The 26,349-nt window shown below is 62.4% G+C and carries 22 protein-coding genes; 16 read left to right on the top strand and 6 right to left on the bottom strand.

What is annotated here, in order from left to right; translation table 11 throughout:
* Positions 1-474 (bottom strand): Lrp/AsnC family transcriptional regulator, encoded by a 474-nt coding sequence (locus C2L66_RS17270; RefSeq protein ID WP_035999713.1) that lies wholly within the window; start codon positions 472-474, stop codon positions 1-3.
* 451 nt (positions 475-925) lie between these two features.
* Here C2L66_RS17270 and C2L66_RS17275 point away from each other — a divergent pair, with 451 nt between their 5' ends.
* The 3 genes from C2L66_RS17275 (at position 926) to C2L66_RS17285 (ending at position 4,231) form a co-directional block, all read left to right on the top strand.
* A complete protein-coding gene (locus tag C2L66_RS17275) occupies positions 926-2,395 on the top strand; it encodes an NCS1 family nucleobase:cation symporter-1 (protein WP_060604314.1) in 1,470 nt (489 codons plus the stop codon).
* A gap of 239 nt (positions 2,396-2,634) precedes the next feature.
* Positions 2,635-3,561 carry a LysR family transcriptional regulator gene (locus tag C2L66_RS17280; protein ID WP_060604309.1) on the top strand — a complete coding sequence of 309 codons (927 nt, stop codon included), beginning with the start codon at positions 2,635-2,637 and terminating at the stop codon, positions 3,559-3,561.
* 106 nt (positions 3,562-3,667) lie between these two features.
* Positions 3,668-4,231: an RrF2 family transcriptional regulator gene (locus tag C2L66_RS17285; RefSeq protein WP_060604306.1), complete on the top strand. Its 564-nt coding sequence runs from the start codon at positions 3,668-3,670 to the stop codon at positions 4,229-4,231.
* A gap of 78 nt (positions 4,232-4,309) precedes the next feature.
* On the opposite strand, the gene C2L66_RS17290 is transcribed toward C2L66_RS17285, so the two are convergent.
* The 3 genes from C2L66_RS17290 to C2L66_RS17300 form a co-directional block, all read right to left on the bottom strand.
* The gene (locus C2L66_RS17290; RefSeq protein ID WP_060604302.1) at positions 4,310-4,981 is read right to left on the bottom strand and encodes an FMN-dependent NADH-azoreductase; all 672 of its coding nucleotides are present in this window, start codon (positions 4,979-4,981) and stop codon (positions 4,310-4,312) included.
* A 517-nt stretch (positions 4,982-5,498) separates the two neighbouring features.
* Entirely contained in the window at positions 5,499-5,822 is a 324-nt protein-coding gene (locus C2L66_RS17295) for a DUF3331 domain-containing protein (protein ID WP_060604299.1), read from the bottom strand.
* A gap of 444 nt (positions 5,823-6,266) precedes the next feature.
* Positions 6,267-6,698 carry a cupin domain-containing protein gene (locus tag C2L66_RS17300; RefSeq protein WP_060604296.1) on the bottom strand — a complete coding sequence of 144 codons (432 nt, stop codon included), beginning with the start codon at positions 6,696-6,698 and terminating at the stop codon, positions 6,267-6,269.
* Between the two features lie 310 nt (positions 6,699-7,008).
* Between C2L66_RS17300 and C2L66_RS17305 the strand changes: the two genes are divergently transcribed.
* Positions 7,009-8,247, top strand: a complete 1,239-nt coding sequence (locus tag C2L66_RS17305; protein ID WP_054933045.1) for a YbfB/YjiJ family MFS transporter — start codon at positions 7,009-7,011, stop codon at positions 8,245-8,247.
* Positions 8,248-8,469: 222 nt separating this feature from the next.
* The gene (locus tag C2L66_RS17310) at positions 8,470-8,928 is read left to right on the top strand and encodes a hypothetical protein (RefSeq protein ID WP_233444991.1); all 459 of its coding nucleotides are present in this window, start codon (positions 8,470-8,472) and stop codon (positions 8,926-8,928) included.
* A 45-nt stretch (positions 8,929-8,973) separates the two neighbouring features.
* Here the strand turns inward: C2L66_RS17310 and C2L66_RS17315 are convergent, their stop codons facing one another.
* Positions 8,974-9,867, bottom strand: a complete 894-nt coding sequence (locus tag C2L66_RS17315) for a LysR family transcriptional regulator (protein ID WP_060604291.1) — start codon at positions 9,865-9,867, stop codon at positions 8,974-8,976.
* A gap of 90 nt (positions 9,868-9,957) precedes the next feature.
* Here C2L66_RS17315 and C2L66_RS17320 point away from each other — a divergent pair, with 90 nt between their 5' ends.
* The 3 genes from C2L66_RS17320 to catC all read left to right on the top strand — a co-directional run bounded on the left by C2L66_RS17320 (position 9,958) and on the right by catC (position 12,508).
* The gene (locus C2L66_RS17320; protein WP_060604289.1) at positions 9,958-11,115 is read left to right on the top strand and encodes a muconate/chloromuconate family cycloisomerase; all 1,158 of its coding nucleotides are present in this window, start codon (positions 9,958-9,960) and stop codon (positions 11,113-11,115) included.
* A gap of 79 nt (positions 11,116-11,194) precedes the next feature.
* Positions 11,195-12,097, top strand: a complete 903-nt coding sequence (catA, locus tag C2L66_RS17325; RefSeq protein ID WP_060604287.1) for a catechol 1,2-dioxygenase — start codon at positions 11,195-11,197, stop codon at positions 12,095-12,097.
* A gap of 120 nt (positions 12,098-12,217) precedes the next feature.
* Complete coding sequence (catC, locus tag C2L66_RS17330) at positions 12,218-12,508, top strand: muconolactone Delta-isomerase (RefSeq protein WP_035999743.1); 291 nt, start codon at positions 12,218-12,220, stop codon at positions 12,506-12,508.
* A gap of 107 nt (positions 12,509-12,615) precedes the next feature.
* Here catC and hmpA read toward each other — a convergent pair whose 3' ends face one another.
* Positions 12,616-13,797, bottom strand: a complete 1,182-nt coding sequence (gene hmpA, locus C2L66_RS17335; protein WP_060604284.1) for an NO-inducible flavohemoprotein — start codon at positions 13,795-13,797, stop codon at positions 12,616-12,618.
* A 133-nt stretch (positions 13,798-13,930) separates the two neighbouring features.
* Between hmpA and norR the strand changes: the two genes are divergently transcribed.
* The 8 genes from norR to C2L66_RS17375 all read left to right on the top strand — a co-directional run bounded on the left by norR (position 13,931) and on the right by C2L66_RS17375 (position 25,752).
* On the top strand, positions 13,931-15,529 hold the full coding sequence (gene norR, locus C2L66_RS17340; RefSeq protein ID WP_060604282.1) for a nitric oxide reductase transcriptional regulator NorR: 1,599 nt from the start codon (positions 13,931-13,933) through the stop codon (positions 15,527-15,529).
* A gap of 82 nt (positions 15,530-15,611) precedes the next feature.
* On the top strand, positions 15,612-16,049 hold the full coding sequence (locus C2L66_RS17345) for a MarR family winged helix-turn-helix transcriptional regulator (RefSeq protein WP_054933038.1): 438 nt from the start codon (positions 15,612-15,614) through the stop codon (positions 16,047-16,049).
* Between the two features lie 191 nt (positions 16,050-16,240).
* Positions 16,241-16,678 carry a MarR family winged helix-turn-helix transcriptional regulator gene (locus C2L66_RS17350; protein WP_060604279.1) on the top strand — a complete coding sequence of 146 codons (438 nt, stop codon included), beginning with the start codon at positions 16,241-16,243 and terminating at the stop codon, positions 16,676-16,678.
* 35 nt (positions 16,679-16,713) lie between these two features.
* A complete protein-coding gene (locus C2L66_RS17355; RefSeq protein WP_060604276.1) occupies positions 16,714-18,222 on the top strand; it encodes an efflux transporter outer membrane subunit in 1,509 nt (502 codons plus the stop codon).
* A 34-nt stretch (positions 18,223-18,256) separates the two neighbouring features.
* Positions 18,257-19,573: an HlyD family secretion protein gene (locus C2L66_RS17360; RefSeq protein ID WP_060604273.1), complete on the top strand. Its 1,317-nt coding sequence runs from the start codon at positions 18,257-18,259 to the stop codon at positions 19,571-19,573.
* 76 nt (positions 19,574-19,649) lie between these two features.
* Complete coding sequence (locus tag C2L66_RS17365) at positions 19,650-21,209, top strand: DHA2 family efflux MFS transporter permease subunit (protein WP_060604270.1); 1,560 nt, start codon at positions 19,650-19,652, stop codon at positions 21,207-21,209.
* Between the two features lie 674 nt (positions 21,210-21,883).
* Positions 21,884-24,478 (top strand): bifunctional lysylphosphatidylglycerol flippase/synthetase MprF, encoded by a 2,595-nt coding sequence (gene mprF, locus C2L66_RS17370; protein ID WP_060604268.1) that lies wholly within the window; start codon positions 21,884-21,886, stop codon positions 24,476-24,478.
* Positions 24,475-25,752 carry a virulence factor family protein gene (locus C2L66_RS17375; RefSeq protein ID WP_060604265.1) on the top strand — a complete coding sequence of 426 codons (1,278 nt, stop codon included), beginning with the start codon at positions 24,475-24,477 and terminating at the stop codon, positions 25,750-25,752. Before mprF ends, C2L66_RS17375 begins: the two co-directional genes overlap by 4 nt.
* The last annotated feature ends 597 nt before the right edge of the window (positions 25,753-26,349 follow it).

Raw genomic sequence — 26,349 nt, forward strand, 5'->3', positions numbered from 1 at the left:
TCAGACCTGCACCGACGGAATGTTCTTCATGCAGCGCAGCGCGAACATCGAGCGGCTGTGGCGAATGCCCGAGATCTTGTAGAGCTTTTCGCGCAGGAATCGCTCGTAGCCGGCGGTGCCGTCGACGGCAACCTTGATCAGATAGTCGTACTCGCCCGACACGAGATACGCTTCGAGCACTTCGGGCAGTGTGGCCAACTCGTCGCCGAAGCGGGCCAGCGCGTCGTCGTCGTGCCGGTCGAGCGTGACTTCGATCAGCACGACATCAGCGAAGCCGAGCTTTTGCTGGTCCAGCAACGCGACGTAGCCGCGGATATAGCCGTCCGCTTCCAGCTGACGCGTGCGGTTCCAGCACGCAGTCGTCGACATGCCGACCACCTCGGCGAGTTCCGCATTCGACAGTCGCGCGTTCTTCTGCAGCGCGCGCATGATTGCGCGGTCCTGATTGTCCAGCGGGCGGTTGCGGGCTTGCATGATTGAGCGTGGAAGAATATTCGGATGATTTTTATTTTAACGGAATAGTCTTCCGTGTTCAGCGGATCGTCCCCCGTAAACAGGAAGCCTATCCAGCGTGCCGGCCGGTATATTCTTCCCATGCTTCCTTGCCCGCAACGACAGGCGGATTACCCTCCTCCAACAGGCGCCGCGTCATTCGCAAGACGACGCCGGCGGGGGCGGTCAGCGGCGAAACCCACGCCGTGCGACGCGTTCATCGGTCACGGAAGCATTCATCCCTCCGCGCTTTTTTGAAAGCATCGACAGACGCTTTTATTAATAAAACAATCTATATTGCAGAAACAAGACCCTTCATCGCGGATCGCGATTCCTATCGGGCTTGTCGTAGACCGTGCCTGCGCACCACGTCGCATCGTCAGATCATGGCGGTCTTCGGAAGACGGCCATGCTGCAACCAGCTGGGGGAGCCATGTCCTCGTCACCGCTTTTCGACGCGCCGCACGGTCTTGGCGATTCCGGCGAACAGGCCGACTCGCGCTTGCACAATCACGATCTCGCGCCCGTGCCGCACACCCGGCGCACGTGGACGGGCTATAGCATCTTCGCGATGTGGATGTCCGACGTGCATAGCGTCGGCGGCTATACATTCGCGGCGAGCCTGTTTCTGCTCGGTATTTCCGGCTGGCAGGTACTGATCGCGCTGACGGTCGGCATTCTCGTCGTCTACGTGCTGATGAACTGGGTGGGCAAGCCGAGCTATATGCACGGCATTCCGTTCCCCGTCATGGCGCGCGTGAGCATGGGCGTGATGGGCGCGAACCTCGCCGCCGTGATTCGCGGCGTGGTCGGCATTGTCTGGTATGGCGTGCAAACCTACTTCGCTTCGAAAGCGGTGGCGACGCTGCTGGTTTTGTTCGTTCCTGCGTCGACTGCATTGCAAGGCTTCAGCTTTCTGCGCCTGGATGGTTTAGGTTGGGTGAGCTTCCTGTTCATGTGGTTCTTCCAGTTGGTGATTTTTCAACGCGGCATGGAGACGATCCGCAAGTTCATCGACTTTTGCGGGCCGGCCGTCTATGTGGTGATGTTCGTGTTGATGGCGTGGATACTCTCGCAGGCCGGGCTTGGCAGTTTGAATCTGACGCTTGGCGGCAAAACGCTAACAGGCGCGGAGCAGCTCGCGGGCATGGGCAATGCCGTGCTGCTCGTCGTCAGCTATTTCGCCGCGCTGCTGTTGAATTTCGGCGATTTCTCGCGCTTTGCGAAAAGCGAACATCAAATGAAGGTGGGCAACTTCTTGGGGCTGCCCGTCAATTTCATCGTGTTCGCGATCATCACGGTGATCGTGACCTCGGGTAGCGCGACCGTGTTCGGCTCGATGATCATGGACCCGGTAGCGATCGTCGCGCATATCCAGAACAAGGTGGCCGTGGTGATTGGCAGCGTCACGTTTATCGTGGCGACAATGGGCATCAATATCGTCGCCAATTTTGTTTCGCCCGCTTACGATATCGCGAATCTTTTCCCCAAACACGTCGATTTCAAGCGCGGCGGCCTGATCGCATCGATACTCGCGGTACTCGTGTGCCCGTGGATATTCGTCGACAGTCCGAAGGCGATTACGATTTTCGTCAGCGTGTTCGGCGCCGTGCTTGCCCCGCTCTATGGCGTGATGATGGCGGACTTCTATCTGATCAAGAAACAGCAGGTGCAAACGGCCGAGCTGTACACGATGTCATCGACGGGCCGCTTCTACTACGACGGCGGCTGGAACAAGATCGGCGTCGCGGCGCTCGCGCTGTCGGGCTGCATTTCCATTGGCTGGGAATTGTGCACACAACTACTGCACGTCCTGCCTGAAAACAACTTTGGCTGGCTGATCGGTGCGGTGGCAGGCGCGGTGCTCTACGTTGGCATGATGCGCGCTGCACGCAGAACCTGATGCAGGCAGAACCGGCCGCATTGGCGCTATAGCACGAATAGCGACGCAATAGCGTTATGGACCGATTTAGGCGCTAGTTTGTCTTTAGAGACCGATCAAAGTATTCGATACTCAGGAGTCGATTCGTGCCGTGCGACGGCGCGCCGCTGTTTTATGCGTGCATATCCGATCGTATATGGCGGCGGGGTCACCGAATCGAAATAACTCCATACTGCTACGACTTTCGAACGGACACGAAGATGGACCGGCTTGACGCGTTAAGGCTGTTTGTCGAAATCGCCGAAGCCGGGAGCTTCTCCGCGGCCGCGCGAAAGAGCACGGTGTCGACATCGACAGTCACACTCGCGCTGCAAAAGCTGGAAGAGGAAGTGGGCGCGCGCCTCATCATGCGCACGACGCGCCGCCTCGCCTTTACTCATGAAGGTCAGCGCTTTCTCGACGACGCGCGCCGCGTACTTGCGGATTGGGATGCCGCGATTCTGAGCCTGCGCGAAGACGGCCCATTGAACGGGCCGATCCGGCTGACCGCCAGCAACGACTTCGGCCGCACGCGCGTCGTGCCATTGCTCGACAAGTTCATGAGTGAGCATCCGCAAGTGCAGGTGTCGCTGCTGCTGACGGATGGCCATGTCGATCTCGTCGATCAACATCTGGATCTCGCGCTGCGCAACGGCCCCCTAATCGATTCGCGCCTCAAAGCGCGCCTGCTGCTAACGGGGCCGCGTGTGGTGTGCGCCGCGCCTTCGTATTGGGCGACGCATGGCAAGCCGATGCATCCCGCGCAATTGTCCTCGCATAACTGCCTGATTCTCTCGCGGCCCGATGCGCCGTTTTCGAACTGGCCGTTCGTCGTCGACGGCAAACAGATTGCCGTGAGAGTGTCCGGCAATCGCGTGGCGAGCGACGGCGGCGTGCTGCGCGAATGGGCCGTGAATGGCTATGGCGTGATCCTGAAGAACCGCTGGGATATCTATCATGAGCTGATGTCGGGCAGACTCGAAACGGCGCTGGACGCGTTTATCGGCGAGCGCGTCGATCTGTTCGCCGTCTATGCGGGCGCGGTGCCGAGCCGCCGCGTGGGCACGCTCATCGACTTCATCGCCCGCGAGTTGTCCGTCGACGATACGCTCGAACTGCATTCGCTCGACAGTCTGCGTCCGCTTTAGCGACGCGCTTCGATTGTTCAGACTTTAATGCCGCTTGCCCGACACCGGGTTGCACCGGCTTGCAAAAGCCGGTAGCCTAACTCCGATTAAATTTGTCGGAGTGGCTATGTCTCACATCAGCGCAGGCGTCGAATATGGGTTGCACTGCCTGCTTTTCCTGACGGAAGCGGCGCCCGGCGGCGTGCCCGAAGCGAGCGTGCGCGATCTGGCGGAGCTGCAAGGCGTGCCCGCCGACTACGTGGCGAAACTATTTACGAAGTTGCATAAGGCCGGGCTGGTCATTGCAACGGAAGGGGCGAAGGGCGGTTTTGCGCTTGCGCGTCCGGCAAACCAGATTTCGGTGCTCGACGTGGTGACGGCGATCGATGGCGACAAGTCCTTGTTCGAGTGCCGTGAAGTGCGCACGCGCTGCGCGGTGTTCGGCGAGACCGCGCCGAACTGGGCGACGAGCGGCGTGTGCTCGATTCACGCCGTGATGCAGAACGCCGAAAAGCGCATGCGCGAGGCGTTGGCGTCGCAATCGCTGGAGGATCTGGCCGTCCGCACGACGGCAAAGGCGCCGCGCAGCTATGGGCCGCAAGTCGTGAAGTGGCTGGACGGCCGTACGACGAGCAGGCGGCGCGAGCGCGGCAGTTCGCGCGGTGGTTCAACGCCCGGCGCGCGCTCCTGAGCGATACGCCGTCTACGTGACGAAGGCCGCAGCCTTGAACGCTGCGGCCTTTTCGTTTTTGCCGCTTTGTGCTGACGATTACACCGTTTCTTGCAACTCGCTGCCGACGCGCACGCGCTCCCATGCGGCCCAGTCGGCTGCGACGTCCGCCAGTTCGGCATGTGCGCGTTTGAGCGCGTCGCTGCGCGCTTCGTGATCCGAGAATTGCAGTGGCTGTGCGTCGACGAAACGCTGATCGTTGGCGCCGATGAAAGCAAATGCGGCTTTGAGCGCCGGCGTCAGCGCATCCATCGACGAAAATGGGTTGCCAGGGCGCAAATCTGCGCCGCGCGTCGTGATGAACAACACCTTCTGACGGTTCAACTGGCCGACGATGTTCCCGTCCGCGTCCGCCTTGTAGGTAATGCCGGGACGCGTGGCGCTGTCGATGAACGCCTTGAATGCCGAGGGCATCGACCAGTTGTACATGGGCATTGCAAAGACGAAGGCGTCGGCTTCGAGCAGGCGCTTGCAGAGTGCGTCGGATGCGGCGAGCGTTGCGCGCATGTCGGCTGTGCGCTCGTGCTCCTGCTTGTAGGTCGCGATGGCGAAGGCCTCGGTGACGTGCGGCGGCGTATCCACCGTGACATCCAGATAGTCGACCTCGACATCCACGCCCTCGGCGCGCAGGTTCTCGATGAACTGGCGCGACAGTGCGCGGGAATTGGACCGTTCGCGCTTGGCGCTCGAATCGACGTGAAAAATCTTCATCCTGCTCTCCAGTAACTGCGATCAATGTTGTCGTAGTTGTGAGGATAGCGAGTTTGCTGACAGTGAGCAACAGAAGGGCGTGAGCTTGGGCAGGTGCACGCGTGCTTCGCGTGCTCGCAGAAAATCGGCGCAGGCCATACGCAGCAAGGCATCGCGAGGATGTTGCGCAGTGCGGCAGGCTAATAGGAGAGAAAAACGGGATTCACTGTTGCGCGGGACGAATGCGGTTGCGACGCAGGTTTCACCCGTGTGCCCGTCGAGCCGTCGCGTTGGCACGCGGGCGCTTCTCGCGTAACCCTTGCAAAAGTCACGCGTATGACAAAGGCACGCAAGACGGGGTCATGCGTCGACGAGGGGACCCGGTGCTGCGCCTGCAACGAATGTTGCCATGCACGGCCTGCTAGCGCCGATCAAAAGCGCGCAGCACCAATATGTGGAAGCGTCGGGGCATGACAGCCCGTGACGCTTAAGGTTTGTTCAGGTTTTATGGCGCGCACGCGAGCACGTGCACGCGAGACTATTCGAGCACGATCCCGCTTGGACACGACGGCACGGCAGACGCCAGAATCATCCTGTCCCGATTCGCGGGGAAATAGCTTTCGCAAGCTCTTGGGCGGAACACGGGGTCGCCGCGCCGGATCGGCATACCCGTTAGCACGCAGAACGAGTCCATGCGCGCGAGACCGATCCGCCACACCTGATCGGCATAATGGCCTGAGCGCGGATCGCTCCAGCACACGCTAAGTGTCTTCGATGAAAGTTGTTCAAGAATGGAGATATGCGCCGGCGGCGGCTCGACAGCAACGGGCTCGAGCGCTTCAGGCGGTGGCCGCTTGGTCATGCGGAATTTCTTTTTTGGACCGTATTGTGCTTTCCTGCTGGATTCAACGGGTGTAGGCATCAGGACGCCTACCAATGCGCGTCTAACGATATCTTCTTCAACCGGACGAGTCATCATTCACCTCCGTCACAGAGTTTGGCTGGCGGCACGCTCCTTCGCGGCCGAGGTGCTGCTGCTGACGTCAACAGTGTTGTACGGTGTGGCTCGCAAGGCAGATCAGTGACTTGCCTGCATGGCGCGCAGCGATACGCGAATCTGAGTCCCGACATCAATGCGCGGTGACTCTATATTGGACGTTCAGGCGGCCATACAGCAAGTTAAGCGTTGTTAACCGGAAAGTGCAACGAAAGACTTTCCGCTTCAGATGTCTGAACTCCTTAAGGCCCGGCAAAGCCCGCATCAGTTCTAGCCACGGCGGGATGCAGCCTTAAAGATGTATTGCCATTACTTCTTGTCCCATGTGACGAGATCTTTATCGTTGTCGTCGGCGACAAAGATGGCAAGCAGTTTCGCGGGGCTGGTCTTGCTTGCGTTCTCGCTGACCATGTGATGCACACCGGGTGCTTCTGTCCAACTCTCACCTGCGTGATACACGCGCGCTTCGCCATCGTCGACCTTGCTTCGGATCTCGCCCTGCAGCACGTAGCCCACCACGAACGCCTGACCGTGACGATGCGGCGGCGACACGCCGCCCGGTTTGTAGTCGACGACGATGGCCGTCATGGTCTTGCCCGGCACATTAGCAAGGGGCGTCTGGAACGCCGGGCTGATGTGCTCGCGAGGACCATCGACGTCATGCGCGTGCGTCGCATGAGGCGCCGTCAGTGCGATACAGGCTGCCGCCGTAGACGCAAGAGCGGTCTGAACGAAATTCACTTTAACTCTCCGAAGGATGAATGGTTTGCGATGGCGCCGCGCAGCAAGCGGCACGGTCATGTCGAACAAGTCGGTTAACTACGACTAAACGAGTCGTAGTTGCGAGAGTAACCGCTTTTTTGATGTCATGCAACGCCGCGCGCAACTTGCCCAGCTTGCAATTTCCCTCACCACGGAATGGATTCTTGCGATCTTTGTCATGTATGTCTAGAATGCGCACAATTGACAGTAGTGTCAAATATGGCGGGAAAATGACCCGAACATGACAGAACTGCCACGCAACGCGCGGCCTTTAGCGGAATCCATACTCATGTCCACCGATGCATCACTTTCAACACCCGCCAGCGGTCGAATCGCCCGAACCGCCATATGGCGGCACATCTTCGCGGGCTTCTGTGCGAGCCTCGTCGGCATAGGGCTGGCGCGCTTCGCCTATACGCCGCTGATTCCGCCGCTGATTCAGGCGCACTGGTTCGCGGCCTCGGACGTGGTGTATCTGGGCGCGGCGAATCTTGCGGGTTATCTGCTCGGTGCACTGCTCGGCCGTCCCGTTGCGCATCGTCTGACCAACACGCATACGTTGCGGGCCATGATGGTGCTGGTCACGGCGACTTTCCTTGCGTGCGCGTTTCCGGTTTCCGTCGCGTGGTTTTTCTGCTGGCGGCTGCTGTCGGGCGTGGCGGGCGGAGCCATCATGGTGCTGGTCGCTGCGACGGTGCTCCCGCATGTGCCCGCGGACCGGAAGGGGCTCGCAAGCGGTGCGATCTTCCTCGGCCTTGGCGTCGGTATTGCGGCATCGGGGACGATCGTCCCGCTGCTGCTCAACCTCGGCTTGCGTAACACGTGGATCGGGATCGCGATCCTCTCCGCCGTTTTGACGCTGGCAACGTGGTACGGGTGGCCGTCGGCGACCAAAGCGCACGCGCCTTCGCACGCGCTTCCGTCTGCGAAGACGCACAATCCGTCGACGGTCCGCGTGCTTTATGCCGAGTACGCGTTGATGGCGGTCGGCCTCGTTCCCACGATGGTTTTCCTCGTTGATTTCATTGCGCGCGGACTTGGCGCGGGCGCGCATGTCGGTGCGGCATATTGGATCCTATATGGCGTCGGTGCGATTTTTGGCGCGCCCGTGTATGGACTCGTGGCGGATCGCTTGGGCGGGCGCTTTGCGATCCGCGCGGTCACGCTGTTGCAGATCGTCGTGGTCGCGGCGTTCGCGATGTCCAGCAATCAGATCGTGATTGGCGTGCTGACGCTCGTGATCGGCAGCTTTCCGCCGGGCATCGTGCCGATGATGCTTGCGCGTGTACATGAAGTCGTGCCGCACGATCACGCCGGGCAGCACAAAACATGGAGTCGCGCCACGACAACCTTCGCAGCATTTCAGGCGCTCGCGGGCTACACGTATTCGGCATTGTTCAATAGCAGCGGTGGCAACCATCGTCTACTCTTTGTAATTGGCGCGGTGGCGCTTGCGTTCGTTGTCGTAGTCGACTGCGCGGCGCCGTTGCTTGCAAGAGAACCTGGTCAAAAACAGAACAACAGATAAGGCGAAAATCGCGACGCTTATAAACGTTTGAAAACCGCACCCGATCAGGTCGTTTGGAGAAGATGACCGGACGCGTAGCGTGAGTCGTGTTAACAAGGATTAACTACCGCTCACGATTTCCGCGACCGACAATGCGCACTTCCAGTTTCGCAATGACGTGCGGGTATCGACGCGGAGGTTTCGAACGTGAAGGCAGGCGTGGACCGTTCGTTCCGGAATGCCATGGGTGACGATGCGCAGCGTCCGGAAGACGCGTTGCCGTTGTCGTCGCAACGCGGCAGCACGCGGCTCGCTTTGCTACCGCGTCTACTGATACTCGGTGTATGCGGCTGGTCGCTGATCGAAACGCCTTCGGAGTTCGATCCATCCGCTGGCCAACTCGGCATCGCGGCCCTCGGACTGGCGAAGATCATATGGACCGTGATCGGCGTGGCAGCTGCGTGTGGCAAGAAGCGCGCGCAGTGGATCTTTTCGTTTCTGTGTGGACTGAGCCTCGTCGCGATCGTGCCGGGCCTGCCCGTCGAAGTGAACGAATCGGCGTGGATCTTTACGCAATCGCTCGTCGAATGCGTGCTTAAGGCGGGCGCTTTACTCGCATTGGGATTGTCGCGCGTCACGCGTCCCGCTGCCGTCGATATCGCGTCCTGGCATGACGACGACGGAAGCATTCAGCGCCCTTAAAGCGCCTTGCACGTACTGCATTTCGCGAAAGCCCTGCGTCGACTTCTAGACGGACAACGGCCGCTTGAACAGATCGCGCGCAATTGAGCAAAACAGGTCCGTCGTAGCGCTTTGATCCTGCAAACGCCGGCTCATGATGATCGGCGACGACACATTCGTTTCCTGGATCGACCGATAGGTCACGCCGCGCGCGCGCAAGCCCCGCACACTCTCCGGCACGAGACACACGCCCACTTGAGCGGCGACGAGACCTAGCGCGGTCTGCAGTTCCCGTACCTCATGAACGGCGGCTGGTTCGACGGCGTGGTCACGGAACGCGGACAGCTGTTGATCCGCGTAGCTCGGGCGCGGCGTCGACGGATAGATGATCAGCGTTTCTTTCGACAGCGCGTCGAGCGTCAGTTGCGCGATGTCGGCGAGCGCGTGGCCCGTAGGCAAGGCGGCAATCAACGGCTCCTCGACGAGCACCTCGCGCGCCAGTTGCGATTCGTCGAAACGCAGCCGGCCAAAGCCCACGTCGATGCGTCCGCCCTTGAGCGCGCTCAGCTGCTCGATCGTGAACATCTCGATCAGCGAAATCTGGATCAGGGGCGCCGCTTCTCTAAACGCGCGGATCACATCGGGCAGCGGGCCATACAGTGTGGACGGCACGAAGCCGATCACGATGCGCTCCGCGAGCTGTGCTAGCCGCCGCGTGAGCGGCAGCAGTTCATCGCTTTCCTCGAGCAGGCGCCTGGCCTGCGCGTAAAAGACACGCCCGGCCTCCGTCAGCTTGAGCGGACGCGCGCCGCGTTCGAACAACGCAAGTCCCACCATGTCTTCGATCTGCTGGATCTGCCGCGAGAGCGGCGGCTGCGTCATGTTCAGGCGCTCGGCGGCCCGTGTGAAGTTCCTTTCCTCGGCGACCGCCACGAAATAGCGAAGTTGACGCAGTTCCATCTATGCCCCGAAGGTATGGAAATAGACTTAATCGGTCTTGGACGGATTTTGCCGGCGCCCCTAGTATGGGCACATCAGCAGGAGAGCCGTATGATACCAAGCGCCGTTCAGATACACGCTGTAGACACTATTCTCGTCGACGTTCCGACGATCCGCCCGCACCGCCTGTCGGTCGCCACGATGAATTGCCAGGCACTGGTGCTGATCCGCATTCAATGCACGGATGGTATAGCGGGCTGGGGCGAGGCGACCACGATCGGCGGTCTCGCCTATGGCGAGGAAAGCCCCGAAAGCATCAAGACCAACATCGACACCTATTTCGCGCCGATGCTCAAGGGCATGGACGCGACCCGTCCCGGCCAGGCGATGGCGAAACTGCGCGAATGCTTCCAGGGTAACCGCTTTGCGAAGTGCGCGATCGAAACCGCGTTGTTCGACGCACAGGCGCAGCGTTTCGGCGTGCCGCTGTCGGAACTGTTCGGCGGCCGCGTGACGGATTCCGTCGAAGTCGCATGGACGCTCGCGAGCGGCGACACAGGCCGCGATATCGACGAAGCGCATCAGATGCTGGAAATGAAACGGCACCGCGTGTTCAAGCTGAAGATCGGCACGCGCGCGCCGGCCGAGGACATCGCACACGTCGCCGCGATCAAGGCGGCGGTGGGCGATCGCGCCGAAGTCCGTGTGGACGTGAACCAGGCGTGGAGCCAGGCGGAAGCGCTCTGGGCGAGCGAACGCCTCGCGGACGCGGGCTGCAATCTGATCGAGCAACCCATTGCTGCCGACGACCGCCGCGGCCTCAAGCGTCTCACGCATCGCTCGACAGTGCCCATCATGGCAGACGAAGCGCTACATGGTCCCGTCGATGCATTCGATGTCGCCAGCGCGCACGCGGCCGATGTGTTCGCCGTGAAGATCGCGCAATCGGGCGGCCTGACGGGCGCGGCGAGCGTGGCGGCCATTGCGCTTGCTGCCGGCGTCGATCTGTATGGCGGCACGATGCTGGAGGGTGCGGTCGGCACGATCGCTTCCGCACAACTGTTCAGTACGTTCCGCGAACTGAAGTGGGGCACCGAGCTGTTCGGGCCGTTGCTTCTCACGGAAGAAATTCTCACCGAGCCGCTGCGCTACGAGAACTTCTCGTTGCAATTGCCGAGCGGCCCGGGACTCGGCATTCAACTCGACCTGGAGAAGATCGGGAGACTGCGCCGCGATTCGAAGCACGGCGCGAGTGTGGTCAAGGCTTAGCGATGGCGGTGCTGAATCCGCAGCGCAATAAGCGTATCTGACATCGTCATCAGTGATTGGACTAAAAGGAGACATCCCCATGGACATCAAAACCATCGACGCCCTGTTGAACAAGATCAACGAAAGCGCCACGCACGAAGGTAACGCCCGCACGAAGCAGGTGGTCAACCGCATCATCCGCGACCTGTTCATCACGATCGACGAACTCGACGTCACACCGAACGAATTCTGGTCCGCGCTGAACTATCTCGGCGAAGCGGGCCAAAGCGGCGAGCTCGGCCTGCTGGCAGCAGGCCTCGGCTTCGAGCACTTCCTGGACGTTCGTCTCGACGAAGCGGAAGCCAGGGCGGGCCTGCAGGGCGGCACGCCGCGCACCATCGAAGGTCCGCTGTATGTGGCGGGCGCGCCGGAATCGACGGGCCATGCACGGCTCGACAACGGCAACGAACCGGGCGAAACGCTGGTGATGCGCGGCCGCGTACTGGACGAAGCGGGCCAGCCGGTGCGCGACGCGCTGGTCGAAGTGTGGCACGCGAACCATCTGGGCAACTACTCGCACTTCGATAAATCGCAGCCCGCATTCAACCTGCGCCGCTCGATCCGCACCGACGAGAACGGCACGTACAGCTTCCGCAGCGTGGTGCCGATCGGCTATAGCGTGCCGCCGGAAGGCAAGACGCAGCAACTGCTCGATCTGCTCGGCCGTCACGGTCATCGCCCGGCGCATATTCACTTCTTCGTGTCGGCGCCCGGTTTTCGCAAGCTGACCACGCAGATCAATATCGAAGGCGATCCGTATCTGTGGGATGACTTCGCATTCGCGACGCGCGAAGGTCTCGTGCCCGCCGTCAAGAAGGAAGAGGGCGCAACGGGCAAGCCTTATGGCATCGACGGCCAGTTCGCGCTGATCGACTTCGATTTCAGCCTCGTCAAGGACCGTAGTAACGTGCCGACGAGTGAAGTGGAGCGCGTGCGCGCCTGATACCACTGGTATCGCCGAACGTGTATGAATGCGGCCGCCGTTCGAGGTGGCCGCAGTGTCTGAAAGCGCGGCATGCAGTGGAAGCTGCGCAACTGCAATGAATCTACAGGGAGTCCACGAATGCTATTTCACGTGAAGATGGTCGTTAAGCTGCCGCCCGATATGCCCGTCGAGCGCGCCAACGAATTGAAGGCCACCGAAAAGGCCATGGCGCAGCGTCTGCAAAAGGAAGGCATCTGGCGACATCTCTGGCGCATTGCGGGCCTGTACGCGAATTTCAGCGTGTTCGACGTGGAAAGCCCCGCGCAACTCAATGAGATCCTCATGCAATTGCCGCTTTATCCATATATGGAAGTAACGGTGGATGCAATGTGCCGTCATCCTTCGTCGATTCACGAAGACGATCGCTAGGCGCTCGCGCAAACAAAAAAAAGGAAGAGACGCGGAGTACCGTCTCTTCCAAAGCACTACCAGGGTAGCCTCAACAGGCAACAACTACTACAAGAACAAACGCTGGATCAATCGAGCGACGAAGCGGGGCCGAAGAACTCGAAACGGCTCTGCTTTTCGGGCACACCGATCGCCTTCAGATGACGCTTCACCGCCTTCATGAACGACTTGGGTCCGAGGAAGTACACATCGACATCGCGCGTGGACGGCAGCCATTCGATCAGGCGCGCTTCGTCGATATAGCCTTCGGCGTGATGAGCCTCGTCGTGCTGACGCGGCTTCTCATACACGTAGAAGCGCTTGAGTTGCGGATGACGCGCTGCCAGTTCGTCGATATGGTCGCGGAACGCATGCACGCCGCCGTGACGCGCGGCATGAATGAAGTGAATGGGACGCGACGTTTGCAGCGCGGCATTCAGCATCGCAAGCGTCGGCGTGATGCCGACACCGCCGCTGATCAGCACCAGCGGCTTGTCGCTGTGCTCCAGCGTGAAATCGCCCGACGGCGTCAGCAGATCCAGCGTCGCGCCTTCATTCACCGAATCATGCAGATAGTTCGACGCCTTGCCGTTCGGCTCGCGCTTCACGCTGATCCGATATTCGCGGCCGTTTGCCGCAGCCGACAATGAATAGTTGCGGCGAATCTCCTCACCATCGACGATCAGCTTCAGACCGATGTACTGGCCCGGATGGAATTCGAGCAGCGCGCCGCCGTCGGCGGGACGCAGATAGAACGACGTGATCTCGTCACTCTCCTTGACCTTGCGCGCCACCACGAACGGACGCGTGCCGCGCCAGCCGCCCGTCGCGGTTTCCTTCTCGACGTAGACCTGCTCTTCGAGCCCGATCAGCAGGTCGGCCAGTTGCTGATAGGCGGCGCCCCACGCTTCGATCACGGCGTCCGTGGCGATTTCCGCTCCGAGCACTTCGCGAATCGCGCGCAGCAAACATGCGCCGACGATCGGATAATGCTCGGGCAGGATGTTCAGCGCGACGTGCTTGTTGATGATCTGCGAAACCAGTCCACCGAGTTGTTCGAGTTGATCGATATGACGCGCGTACATCAGCACCGCATTCGCAAGCGCGCGCGGCTGATCGCCCGATTGCTGATGCGCCTGATTGAACAGCGGGCGCACGCTCGGGTACTCCGACAGCATGGTCTTGTAGAAGTGCGTGGTGAGCGCCTCGCCGCCGCTTTCGAGCAGCGGAACAGTTGCCTTGACGATTGCGCGATGTTCGGCTGACAGCATGAGTTGATTCCTTGCAGTTGGGGTGAGTGGGGTCCCGCGCGAATCCGGCGGGCTTCGGGTAATCTCTTACGCATCTATCGGGCCAGCTTCAAACGACCGTAAAATCAGCGACTTAGAAACACCAGACGTGGATATGACAAGGGTTAAAACGACCTCACACAGGGTTAAATTGACTGCATCTGAGGTTCTCGACGCGCTGATTCCGCTCGTCGAGGACCTGTCGCGCGACTTGCCGGAACGCGAGCGCTATCGCCGTCTTCTGACGACGCTGCGCACGCTTTTCCCCGGCGATGCAGCGGCCCTGTTGCGTCTCGATGAGGACACCCTCGTGCCGCTTGCCATCGACGGCCTGTCGGGCGACACACTGGGCCGCCGCTTTCGCGTGAGCGACCATCCGCGCTTCGAAGCGCTGCTGTCGAGTGAAGAGCCCACGCGCTTCCCCGCCGATTCCGATCTGCCCGATCCGTACGACGGCCTCGTGCAAGGCGTGAGCGGGCACCTCGAAGTGCACGACTGCCTTGGCTGTCCGCTGCTGATCGGCGGCAGGCCGTGGGGCCTGTTGACCCTCGACTCGCTCGATCCCGAGCGTTTCGACAGCATCGACATGAACACGCTGCAGGCCTTTCTGAGCCTCGCAGCGGCGACCGTGAGCGTCGCGGAACGCATCGACACGCTCGAGCGCAACACCGAAGAGGAGCGTCAGCGCGCGGAGGCGTACCGCCAGGCAAGCGGGCAGAGCAGCCGCGAACTGATCGGCAGCAGCGCGGCGCATCAGCAACTGGTCAACGAAATCCGCGTGGTCGCGAACAGCGAGCTGACCGTGCTCGTGACGGGCGAAACGGGCGTCGGCAAGGAACTGGTCGCGAACGCGATTCACAGCGGCTCGCCGCGCGCGAACAAGCCGATGATCAGCCTGAATTGCGCGGCACTGCCGGATACGCTCGTCGAAAGCGAGCTGTTCGGGCATGTGCGGGGCGCGTTTTCGGGCGCATCGTCTGACCGGCGCGGCAAATTCGAACTCGCCGACGGCGGCACGCTGTTTCTCGACGAGGTCGGCGAGTTGCCGCTCGGCGTGCAGGCCAAGCTGCTGCGCGTGTTGCAGAACGGCCAGTTGCAGCGGATCGGCTCGGATAGCGAGCACAAGGTGGACGTGCGGCTCATCGCCGCGACCAATCGCGATCTCGCCGAAGAAGTGCGCGAGGGGCGTTTTCGCGCGGACCTGTATCACCGGCTGAGCGTGTATCCGCTGCGCGTACCGCCGTTGCGCGAGCGCGGACGCGATGTGTTGCTGCTCGCGGGCTACTTCCTCGAAGAGAACCGGGCACGGCTCGGGCTGCTCAGCATCCGGCTCGGCCAGGATGCGCAAGCCGCGCTGCTTTCGTACAACTGGCCGGGCAACGTGCGCGAGCTCGAACATATGATCGGCCGCAGCGCGTTCAAGGCGCTGTCGCGTCATCGCGAGCGGCCGCGCATTCTCACGCTGACGGCGCCCGATCTGGGCATGTCGGCGAACCATGGCGGCGAGCTGCCGGCGGCCGCGTCCCTTTCGGCTTCCATGGGCGCAGACGAGGCGACGGCAACCGACTTCCGCAGCGCCGTCACCGCGTACGAGCGCACGCTCGTCAGCGACGCGCTGGAACGCAACAACCACAACTGGGCAGCCGTCGCGCGCTCGCTGGGCATGGATCGCGCGAACCTGAACCGTCTCGCGAGACGTCTTGGCCTGAAATAACCACAATTTGCCGGGCCGCCGAGAACTGATTTGGTAGTATCTGATTGGTCAGTCAGATTGCCGTTCGTTCAGGAGGCTTCGCGTGCGTCACTACACCAAAGACAATTTCAGGCTCACGGAAAGCGTGGGCTACCAGCTCGTGAAGGCGCGCAACCTGATCACCACGGAGATGGACGCGGCGCTGAAGGACCTCGACATCTCCAGCCAGCAAATGGGCATCATGCTGATGCTCCGGCAGAAGCTCGCATCGACGCCCTTCGAGCTATCAAAAATGCTCGGCATCGACACTGGCCTGATGACACGCATGCTCGACAAGCTCGAAGCGAAAGGGCTGGTGGTCCGCTCGCGCGACGATGAGGACCGCCGCGTCGTCAACCTGACGCTGACCCGACCCGGCATCGCGGTCGCCGACCAGATTCCTGAAATCGCACCCGACGTCCTCAATGCACGCCTGAAAGACTTCACCAAGGCCGAGCTTAATGAGCTGCGCCGCCTGCTGCGCAAGTTCCTGAGCGACTAAACGACTGCGCGCCCGAGCGCCGCTCGCGCTTCAGCCTCGTTCCCGCCGCCTTCGGGCGGCGCGTGTCCGCCGCATTATCCGATTGAGCGATAAGAACTGCTGCATCTGATGAAACAATGAGTTTCGCCGCCGTGCTGTTGACTGTATCTGACCTGTCAATTATTGTTGCTGCAAATAGCGAGGAGTCAGAGATGTCGCACTATTCGAAGGAAGATTTTCATTTGACCGACAACATCGGTTTTGCGATCAGCAAGGCGCGCAACCTCGTGGTCGGACAAATGGATGCAGCGGTGAAGGGCCTGAACGTGCGGGCACACCATGTGGGGATATTCATGTCGCTGTTGCGCGGTATCGACACGACGCCGGCCACGTTGTCGCGCCATCTCGCCATCGACACGGGCCTGATGACGCGCACGCTCGACAAGCTCGAAACGCTCGGCATGCTGACGCGCACGCGCAGCGCGGACGACCGCCGCGTCGTGAATCTCGAACTCACCGATGCGGGCCGTCATGTCGCGCTGCGTATCGCGGAGATCGCGCCCGGCGTGCTGAACGAGCGTCTTCAGTGCTTCACCAAAGAAGAATTCGACGAACTGCGCCGTCTGCTGCACAAGTTCCTCAACGGTTGAACATTTTTTTACCCAATTATCTGATAGGTCAGACAATGAGTGATCAATTAAACGCCAGTTGGCGCATTTCGGGGGCACTGAAAGTCGGTGTCTCCGTGATGTTCGCGGCGGTGCTGTCGGCATGCGTGAACTATGCGGGTATTCATAGCGATGCGAAGACGGCCGAGCCGCAGCAGTATGCGACGCAGCAGAGCATTCCCGCCGGGCAAGGCCATTGGCCCGCCGCCGATTGGGCGGACCAGTTCGGCGACGCGCAACTGAAGGCGCTGATCGACGAAGCGCTGAAGAGCAGCCCGACGCTCGACCAGGCGCGTGCCCGCGTGGCGGCGGCCTCGGCGTATAGCGAAACGGCGAAGGCGAGCACGATGCCGCGCGTCGACGCCAGCTACTCGCTCACGCGCCAGCAGTATTCGGGCACGGCGCTGGTGCCGCCTCCGACGGGCGGTTCGTGGCAGACGGAGAACAAGGGCCTGTTGAGCGCTTCGTACGATCTCGACCTGTGGGGCAAGAACCGCGAAGCGTTGAAGTCGGCAATCTCGCAGTTGCAGGCGAGCCAGGCGGATGCGGAAGTCATCAAGCTGACGCTTACCACGTCGATTGCGCGCACCTATAACCAGCTCGCACGCCTTTACGTGTTGCGCGACATCGCGCAGCAGGAGATCGCGCAGCGCGAACAGATCGACCGCATTACGGCGGGCCGTATCGCGACGGGGCTCGACACGGAGGTCGAACGCAAGACGGCGCAGGCGAATCTGGCGACGAGCCGCGCCGCGCTGAAGGCGCTCGACGGACAGATTCTCACCACGCGCTACCAGATCGCCGTGCTGCTCGGCGCCGGTCCGGACCGTGGGCTGCAAATCGCGCGGCCGACGCTGGGTATCGGCGACGAGGTGAACCTGCCCGACAACCTGCCCGCCGATCTGGTCAGCCGTCGCCCGGACATCGTCGCTGCGCGCTGGCGCGTCGATGCGATGACGCATGACGTGAAGGAAGCGAAGGCCGAGTTCTTTCCCGACATCAATCTGAGCGCCGCGATCGGGCTCGACGCATTCGGCTTCGGCCGCTTCCTGACGGCGGCGAGCCGCACGGCCTCGGCCGGTCCCGCGATCCATCTGCCCATCTTCGACGCGGGCGAACTGCGCGCGCAACTGAAGGGCCGTTACGCCGACTTCGATTATGCGGTCGCAACCTACAACCAGACGCTCGTGACCGCATTGAGCGAAGTCGCCACGCAACTCGCCGGCGTGCGCTCGACGGACGGCCAGCTCGTCGATGCGCAAGCGGCGCAGACGGCCGCGCGTCAGGCCGACCAGCTTGCGCTCGTGCAATACAAGGCGGGACTCACGAACCAGCTGACCGTACTGAATGCCGACGTCAACGCGCTCGCCGCCGATCAGTCCGTCGCGAACCTGCGCATGGATCGCCGCGACCAGCAGATCGCGCTCGCGTCGGCGTTGGGCGGCGGTTTCGTCGACACGTCGAACGCCGGTCAGAACGCGCGCGTCGCCTCGGCCACAGAAACGTCTGCCGCCGCTGCGCACTGAGCGGCCTTTCATCGCATTGCCTGGAGAACTGAAAATGAGCGAAATCAACACCCCGGAGCGCGAAACGACGCAAGCGCCGGATGCAAAGCCCGGTGCGAAGTCCGCTGCGGCACCGGCCCAAGCTGTCGAAGCGAACGAACCCAACACGCGCAAGCGCAAGTTGCTGCTCTCGCTGCTGGGCGCGGCCGTCGTCGTGTCGGCTGCGGCTTACGGCGCGTACTACATGACCTACTCGCGCTACCACGAGACCACCGACGACGCATACGTCAGCGGCAACCTCGTGCAACTGACGCCGCAGGTGACGGGCACGGTGATTGCCGTCAACGCCGACGACACGCAAATCGTGAAGGCCGGCGACCCGGTCGTGACGCTCGACAACGCCGACGCGAAGATCGCGCTCGGCAACGCGGAAGCGGCGCTTGGACAGACCGTCCGTCAGGTGAGCAGCCTGTACGTGAACAACGATTTCTACGCGGCGAACGTCGCGCAGAAGCAATCGGACCTGGCGCGCGCGCAGGACGATCTGCGCCGCCGCCAGGCTGTCGCGGGCACGGGCGCGGTATCCGCCGAAGACATCGCACATGCACGCGACGCCGTGAACGCCGCGCAGGCCGCGCTCGACGCCGCGCGTCAGCAGGCGGAAGCGAACCGCGCGTTGACCGACCACACGACGATCGCCCAGCACCCCAACGTGCAGGCCGCGGCATCGAAGGTGCGCGACGCGTATCTCTCGTATGCGCGCAACACGCTGCCCGCGCCCGTCACCGGTTATGTCGCGAAGCGTTCCGTGCAGGTCGGACAGCGCGTGTCGCCGGGAACGCCGTTGATGGCCGTCGTGCCGCTCGACGGCGTGTGGGTCGACGCGAACTACAAGGAAAACCAGTTGCGCAACATGCGCATCGGCCAGCCCGTCACGCTGACGGCCGACGTGTACGGCGGCAAGGTCGAATATCACGGCCGCGTGGTCGGCTTTTCCGCGGGCACGGGCAGCGCGTTCGCGACGCTGCCCGCGCAGAACGCAACGGGCAACTGGATCAAGGTCGTGCAGCGCCTGCCCGCGCGCATCCAGCTCGACCAGAAGGAACTGGAAGCGCATCCGCTGCGTATCGGCCTGTCGATGGACGTCGATGTCGACACGCACGACAACGCGGGTCCGCAACTCGGCGCCGCGATGAACACGACGTATCGCACGGATGTGTTCGCGCAATACGGCGCACAGGCCGATGCCGAGATCGACAGGATCATCGCGCAGAACATGGTGACGACGCGTGATGCGTCGCGGCCGCTCGCGAAGCGCGACGCAGGCGACAAGCCAGGCGACAAGCGCGCCACGGCGCAGCGCGCAGGCTAAGCCGCAACGGAGGACGCAAACACAAGGTGCGTCCTCGTTCGCTCAGATAATTGACAGGTCAGATAAAGAAAGCGCCATGAATCCCTCGACGCAAACCGCACCGGCCCCGTTCACAGGCGGCAAGCTGGTCCTCGCGACACTCGCCGTCGCGCTCGCGACGTTCATGAACGTGCTGGATTCGTCCATCGCGAACGTTGCGATTCCCACCATCTCGGGCAATCTCGGCGTCTCCGTCGACGAAGGCACCTGGGTGATCACGTTGTTCTCGGCGGCCAATGCGATCGCCATTCCGCTGACGGGCTGGCTCACGCAGCGCGTCGGTCAGATCAAGCTGTTCGTCATCTCGATCCTGCTGTTCGTGTTCTCGTCGTGGCTGTGCGGCATCGCCCCGAACCTGGTCGTGCTGCTGGCCGCGCGCATCTTGCAGGGTCTCGTGGCGGGGCCGTTGACGCCGCTTTCGCAGGCCATTCTGCTCGCTTCGTATCCGAAGGAGAAAAGCGCGACGGCACTTTCGCTGTGGGCGATGACGGCTACCGTCGGTCCGATTGCGGGCCCCGCGCTCGGCGGCTGGATCACCGACAGCTACAGCTGGTCGTGGATCTTCTATATCAACATTCCCGTCGGACTGTTCGCCGCCGGCGTGACGTGGATGCTCTATCGCGACCGCGAATCGCAGACGCGCAAATTGCCCATCGACAAGATCGGCCTGTTGTCGCTGGTCGTCTGGGTCGCATCGCTGCAGATCATGCTCGACAAGGGCAAGGATCTCGACTGGTTCAGCTCGCCCGTGATCTGTACGCTCACGGCTGTCGCGGGAGTCAGCTTTATCTTTTTCCTGATCTGGGAGTTTACGGAAAAAAACCCGATCGTCGATCTGCGGCTCTTCGCGGTGCAGAATTTCCGCGGCGGGACGATTGCGATTTCGGTGGCCTATGGTGTGTTCTTCGCGAACCTCGTGATTTTGCCGCAGTGGATTCAGGGCTATCTCGGCTATCGTTCGGTGGACGCGGGTCTCGTGACCGCACCGCTTGGCGTGTTCGCCGTACTGCTCGCGCCCGTGATGGCGAAGATCATGCCGAGGACCGATGCACGGCTGCTCGCGACGCTGGCCTTCCTCGGCTTTGCTGGCGTGTTCTTCATGCGCTCGCAATACACCACGGGCGTCGACCCGACCACCCTGGTCGTGCCGACGCTGCTGCAAGGCATTCCCATGGCGCTCTTTTTCACGCCGCTGACCGCGATCATCCTGTCGGGCCTGCCCGCCGAAAAGATTCCCGCCGCAGCGGGCCTGTCGAACTTCGTACGGATCTTCGCGGGCGGCGTGGGCACGTCGTTGATCTCGACGGGCTGGAACAACCGGACGATCCTGCATCACGCGCAACTCGCGGAACAGTCGAGCGTGAACAACCCCGCCTTCACGAGCGCGCTCTCCAGCATTCACGCGACGCTCGGCGGCAGCATGGATCAGGCCCGAGCGTTTTTCGAGCAATCGCTCAATGCACAGGCGGCGATGCTCGGCTTGAACGACATCTTCTGGTTGTCAGCAATGATCTTCATCGTCATCATTCCGCTGATCTGGCTGACGAAGCCGCGCAAGGGCGGCGGCGGTGGCGCAGCGGCAGCGGGCGCGCACTGAGCGCACTCGCCGGGTAGAGAGGGGCCCCGGCTTGCCGATGCAGCCGGGGCCTTTTTCGCTGACGTAGCCGCGCGTTCGGGTGCGTTGCGGCTGCGAGATGGCGGAGCAGCAACGTACACGTCATATCGAAGGCGGCCCGGGCGTCGAATATGAGGTGAAACAGCCGGTTTGCGCGGCTCGTCCGTTCGCCAACCGTAGGGCGGCGAAAGCAAGATGAATCTGCGAAAAAGCTAAACGCAAGGTCAAATCTGGTATCGTGCGTCCGGGCTCGACCAGCCGGAACGTGAGACGAATGCCGTCAGGGTTTGTACCAACCGGTACATTCGCCGCGAACGCGCCGGCAGTAAAGCGAGTGCCCATGCGGCCTGCGGCCGCGCGGCGCGGCCTCAGGCTCGCGAGCCGCGCCGCGCTGGGTCCACAGGAAGATTCAACTCAATTACCGATCGATCATCGGCCACATCAGGATTTCTTAAGCGAAAACTGCAAATAATCGCCTCCGGGTTGCTCCCGGTGTCAACCTTTTGGATAAATTGCCGTTGTCCATTTGTAAAGAGTTGAAAAGGCGAGATCAGGACGGCGATAACGCCCGTCCGGCGCGCTCCGAAATCCAACCTCATTCGATGCAATAGCAACGAGACCATTGTTACTGCATCAGGCATTACCCGGGTTCATCCATGTCTGACCTTCCCCGTTCTTTTATTAGCCGCGCCGCCGCGCTGCTTCAGCGAGCGTGCGCCGTGGCCGGCAGCCGGCACGTGCTGTCGCCTGCGTTGTCGCTCGGTGTCTGCGTGCTGCTTCTGATCGTGCTGCAGCACCTGTCGCAGGCCGTCGATTACCGCTCGGTGATCCGCCATCTGCGGCATCTGACGGCGGGCGAATGGTCGGCTGCGCTCGGCGCGACGATTCTCAGCTATATCGCCCTCGTTGGACGCGATGCCGTCGGGCTGCGTTACATCGGCAAGGCCGTGCCGCGCGCGGCCCTGTGGATCGGCGCGACGGCGGGCTCGGCGCTCGGCAACGCGACCGGCTTCGGCGCGCTGACGGGCGGCGCGGTGCGCGCGCGCGTCTATGCCGTCGCCGACGTGACCCCGGCGCAAATCGGCCGCATGACGGTGTTCACGAGCGTTTCGCTCGCCCTGGCCCTCGTTCTGATGACCGCGCTCGGCATGCTGTGCGACGCGCGCACGCTCGCGCCGATGCTGCACAGCCCGACGGGCGCGCTCGCCTGGGGCGGCGCGGCGCTGCTGACCGTGCTCGGTCTGCTGACGCTCGCCTGCGGCAAGCAGACGCGCCAGATCCGCACGCGCTGGAGCTGGCTGTCGTTCGACGTGCCCGCGCGCCGCGATTTCATCGAACAGGTCCTGCTGGCCGTGCTCGACGTCGTCGCGGCCGGTCTCGCGCTGTGGGCGCTGCTGCCGCACGCGCAGGTGGGCTTCGTGTCGTTCATCACGATCTATGCGGCGGCGATGCTGCTGGGCCTGATCGGCCACACGCCGGGCGGCGTGGGCGTGTTCGAGGCGGCGATGGTGTTCGCGCTCGGCGGCAGCGTGCAGACGCATTCGATGGTCGCCGCGCTGCTTGCGTACCGCGCAATCTATTTCGGTTTGCCGCTGATCGTGTCGGCGGGACTGCTGGCCGGTTTCGAAGGGCGCGCGCTGAAGAAGCACCTGCCCTTGCATCACGCGGCCACCGTGTCGCAGCTCGCGCCGCTGTTCCTGAGTCTCGTGACCTTCGTGGTCGGCGGCATGCTGGTGATTTCGAGCGCGACACCCGCGTTCTGGCAACGCATCGCGATCCTGCGCGATTTCGTGCCGCTGTGGGTGCTCGAAAGCTCGCAGATGCTGTGCAGCGTGGTCGGCGTCGCATTGCTGTTCGTCGCGCGTGGCCTGTCGCGGCGTCTCGATGCCGCATGGTGGCTTACGCTGGGTCTCGCGGTCGTGAGTCTCGCGCTGTCGCTGACCAAGGGGCTCGCGTTCGTCGAAGCCGGCGTGCTGACGACGCTGATCGTGTTGCTGGTCGCGACGCGCTCGCGCTTCAATCGCCGCTCGTCGCTGTTCGCCGAGCCCTTTACGGCGGGCTGGCTGGTTTCGGTGGCGATGGTGCTGATGCTCGCGGTGTGGGTGATGCTGTTCGCGTTCCGCGACGTGCCCTACACCCGCGACCTGTGGTGGCAATTCGCATTCGACGAGCGCGCGCCCCGTGCCTTGCGCGCGACCCTCGCCGCCAGCCTGTTCGCCGCGACGTTCGCGTTCTGGCAATTGTTGCGTCCGGCTGCGGGCCGCTTCGTGAAGCCCGTGAAGCAGGATCTCGACGACGCCGCGCGCATCTTCCGCGCGCAGGAGCGCAGCGACGCGGGCCTCGCGCTGATGGGCGACAAGAGCTTTCTGTTCTCCGAGTCGCGCAAGGCGTTTCTCATGTACGCGAAGTACGGGCGCACGTGGGCCGCATTGCACGACCCCGTTGGTCCGCGTGCGGAATGGGCGGAGCTGATCAGCAAGTTCGTGGCGCTCGCGCACACGCACGGCGGCCGCGCGGCGTTCTATCAGGTGCGCGCGAACGCCTTGCCGCTCTACCTCGACGCCGGCCTCACGCTGATGAAGCTCGGCGAGGAAGCGCACGTCGTGCTCGACGAATTCGATCTGAAGGGCTCGCACCGCGCGCATTTGCGCTATGCGCTCAAGCGCGGCGAGCGCGATGGCTTTGCCGTCGAAGTGATCGAGCCGGCGCGCGTGCCCGAATCGATTGCGACACTGCGCGAGATTTCCGATGGCTGGCTCGACAGCCGCGATGCGCGTGAGAAGAGCTTCTCGGTCGCCGCGTTCACGGAAGACTATCTCGCCGCGCAATCGGTGATGCTGGTGCGTCAGAACGGCACGCCCGTTGCGTTCGTCACGTTCATGACGACGGACCTCAACACCGAGGCCACCGTCGGCGTGATGCGTCACGTGCCGCAGGCTTCGCCGTATGCGATGGAGTATCTGTTCACGCGGCTCGCGCTGCATCTGAAGCACGCGGGGTTCCGCTCGCTCAGCCTCGGTATCGCGCCGTTCTCCGGCATGTCGCCGACGCCGCTCGCGTCGCGTTGGCACCGGCTCGCGAATATCGTGTGGCGCTTCGGCGGCCGCTTCTACAACTTCCGCGGACTGCGCGCTTTCAAGAGCAAATTCCAGCCTCAATGGGAGCCGCGCTATCTCGCTGCATCCGGTTCCGTCGGCGTGTTCTTCACGCTCGCGGACCTTTCGCTGCTGGCAGGGGGCCGGCGTTCATGATCATGCAAAAGTTTTACCGGCTCGCCGCACTGGCGAGCGTTTCGTTGTGCTCGCTCGCGGGCGTGGTGCCGGCGGCGCACGCCTATGAAACCGTATCCGGCGGCCGTTACGGCCAGGTCACGGTGACCAGGCCCACCGGCGACGTGCGTGGCTTTGTCGTGCTGTTCTCGCGCGAGAGCGGCTGGAACCCGGCGGACCAGCAGGCCGCCGACGCCCTCGCGAAAAACGGCGCGATGGTGGTCGGTGTCGATACCGCGAAGTACGCGGCGAATCTCGCAGCGAAGAAAGAAGCGTGTCATCAACTGGTGGGCGATGCCGAAGCCGTGAGCCATCAACTCGAACGGCAGGTGCAGTCGAGCCGCTATTTCATGCCGATCGTCGCGGGCTCGGGCCAGGGCGCGACGCTCGCGATGCAAGTGCTGAAGCAGGCGCCTGAAAACACGGTGGCGGGCGCCGTCTCCGTAGCCGCGCAGCGTGATCTCGACAAGCGTTTCAATCCGTGCGCGCCGGACCCGACCGTGACGCACGGCCCCGGTCTGCCGGGTTTCGCCGAAACGGACGCGAACGCTTCGGCGGGTACGCAACGCATCGTCGAGCTGACCACGCCGCATCTGCGCGTCGCCGCCATGAAGGAAGAGGACGTCTCGGACCTGCCGTTGATCGAACTGCCCGCCGCGCATCCGACGGGCATGATGGCAATCGTGATTTCCGGTGACGGCGGCTGGCGCGATCTCGACAAGACGATCGCCGAGGAACTGCAGAAAGACGGCGTGTCGGTGATCGGCTGGGACAGCCTGCGTTACTTCTGGTCGGAGCGCTCCCCGCAGCAGACGAGCAACGACCTTGCACGTGTGCTGAAAACCTATACGACGCGCTGGCATGCGGATCACGTCGCGCTGATCGGCTATTCGTTCGGTGCCGACGTGATGCCGTTCGCGTACAACCGCTTGCCCGATGCGGTGCGTGCGAAGGTTGCGCTGATTTCGCTGCTTGGCTTCGCGCCCTCGGCGGACTTCCAGATTCGCGTCACAGGCTGGCTCGGCATGCCAGCAAGCGACAAGGCGCTGCAGGTGAAGCCCGAGTTGGCGCGCCTGCCGCCGAAGATCGTGCAGTGTTTCTACGGCGAGCATGAAGAAGACACGCTGTGCCCGACGCTCACAAAGACGGGTGTAGAAGTTATCCGCACGTCCGGCGATCATCATTTCGGACACGACTATGCCGCGCTCGAAAAACACATTCTCGGCGCGTTGAAAAAGCAGGCTGGCGGAACCTGATGCTGGAAAGCAGTGCGGCGGCCGTGCATCAGCGATGCACAGTCGCCGCCCTTGCATTGAACCGCAGGCATGCCCGTGGTTCTGCGGAAAAGTAGCGGTCGCAATGACCGCGATGGCTGCGCGCAGTAACTGCGTGTCCTTAGTGGAAAATCAGATACAGAATCACAAGGACGATAAGCGGCACACCTAGCAACCAACCAATCAGATAAGGCATCTCTTTCTCCCTGTGCGACTGCCGAGACCACGAGGTCGTCGTGACACAGCGCTTGTGGCGATCATTAATGCAAGCGATATGCCACAGCGTTCGGATTGCAGCGCAGCATACCCGTTGGCGCACGCTAAAGCCTTGTCACAGCACGCTTTAACGCCTCTTGACGGCATCCGCTTATTGCGGCTCCGCACGTGTCTTGCGCGCGCGTCGCGCCTGCCAGGAATGCGCGAATTGCCGCGTCTTCGCAAACTTTTCAGCCTCTCATTCCCACTCATTCAATGCGGCGAAATTCATAACGCGCACTAATATGAACTTTGACGGGATCGACTGACGCTTGTCGAACCGGCGAGCGCGAACTTGTGAAGCGGCGCGACGCCGGTATTCGG

The sequence above is a fragment of the Paraburkholderia caribensis genome, assembly GCF_002902945.1.
Taxonomy (GTDB): Bacteria; Pseudomonadota; Gammaproteobacteria; order Burkholderiales; family Burkholderiaceae; genus Paraburkholderia; species Paraburkholderia caribensis.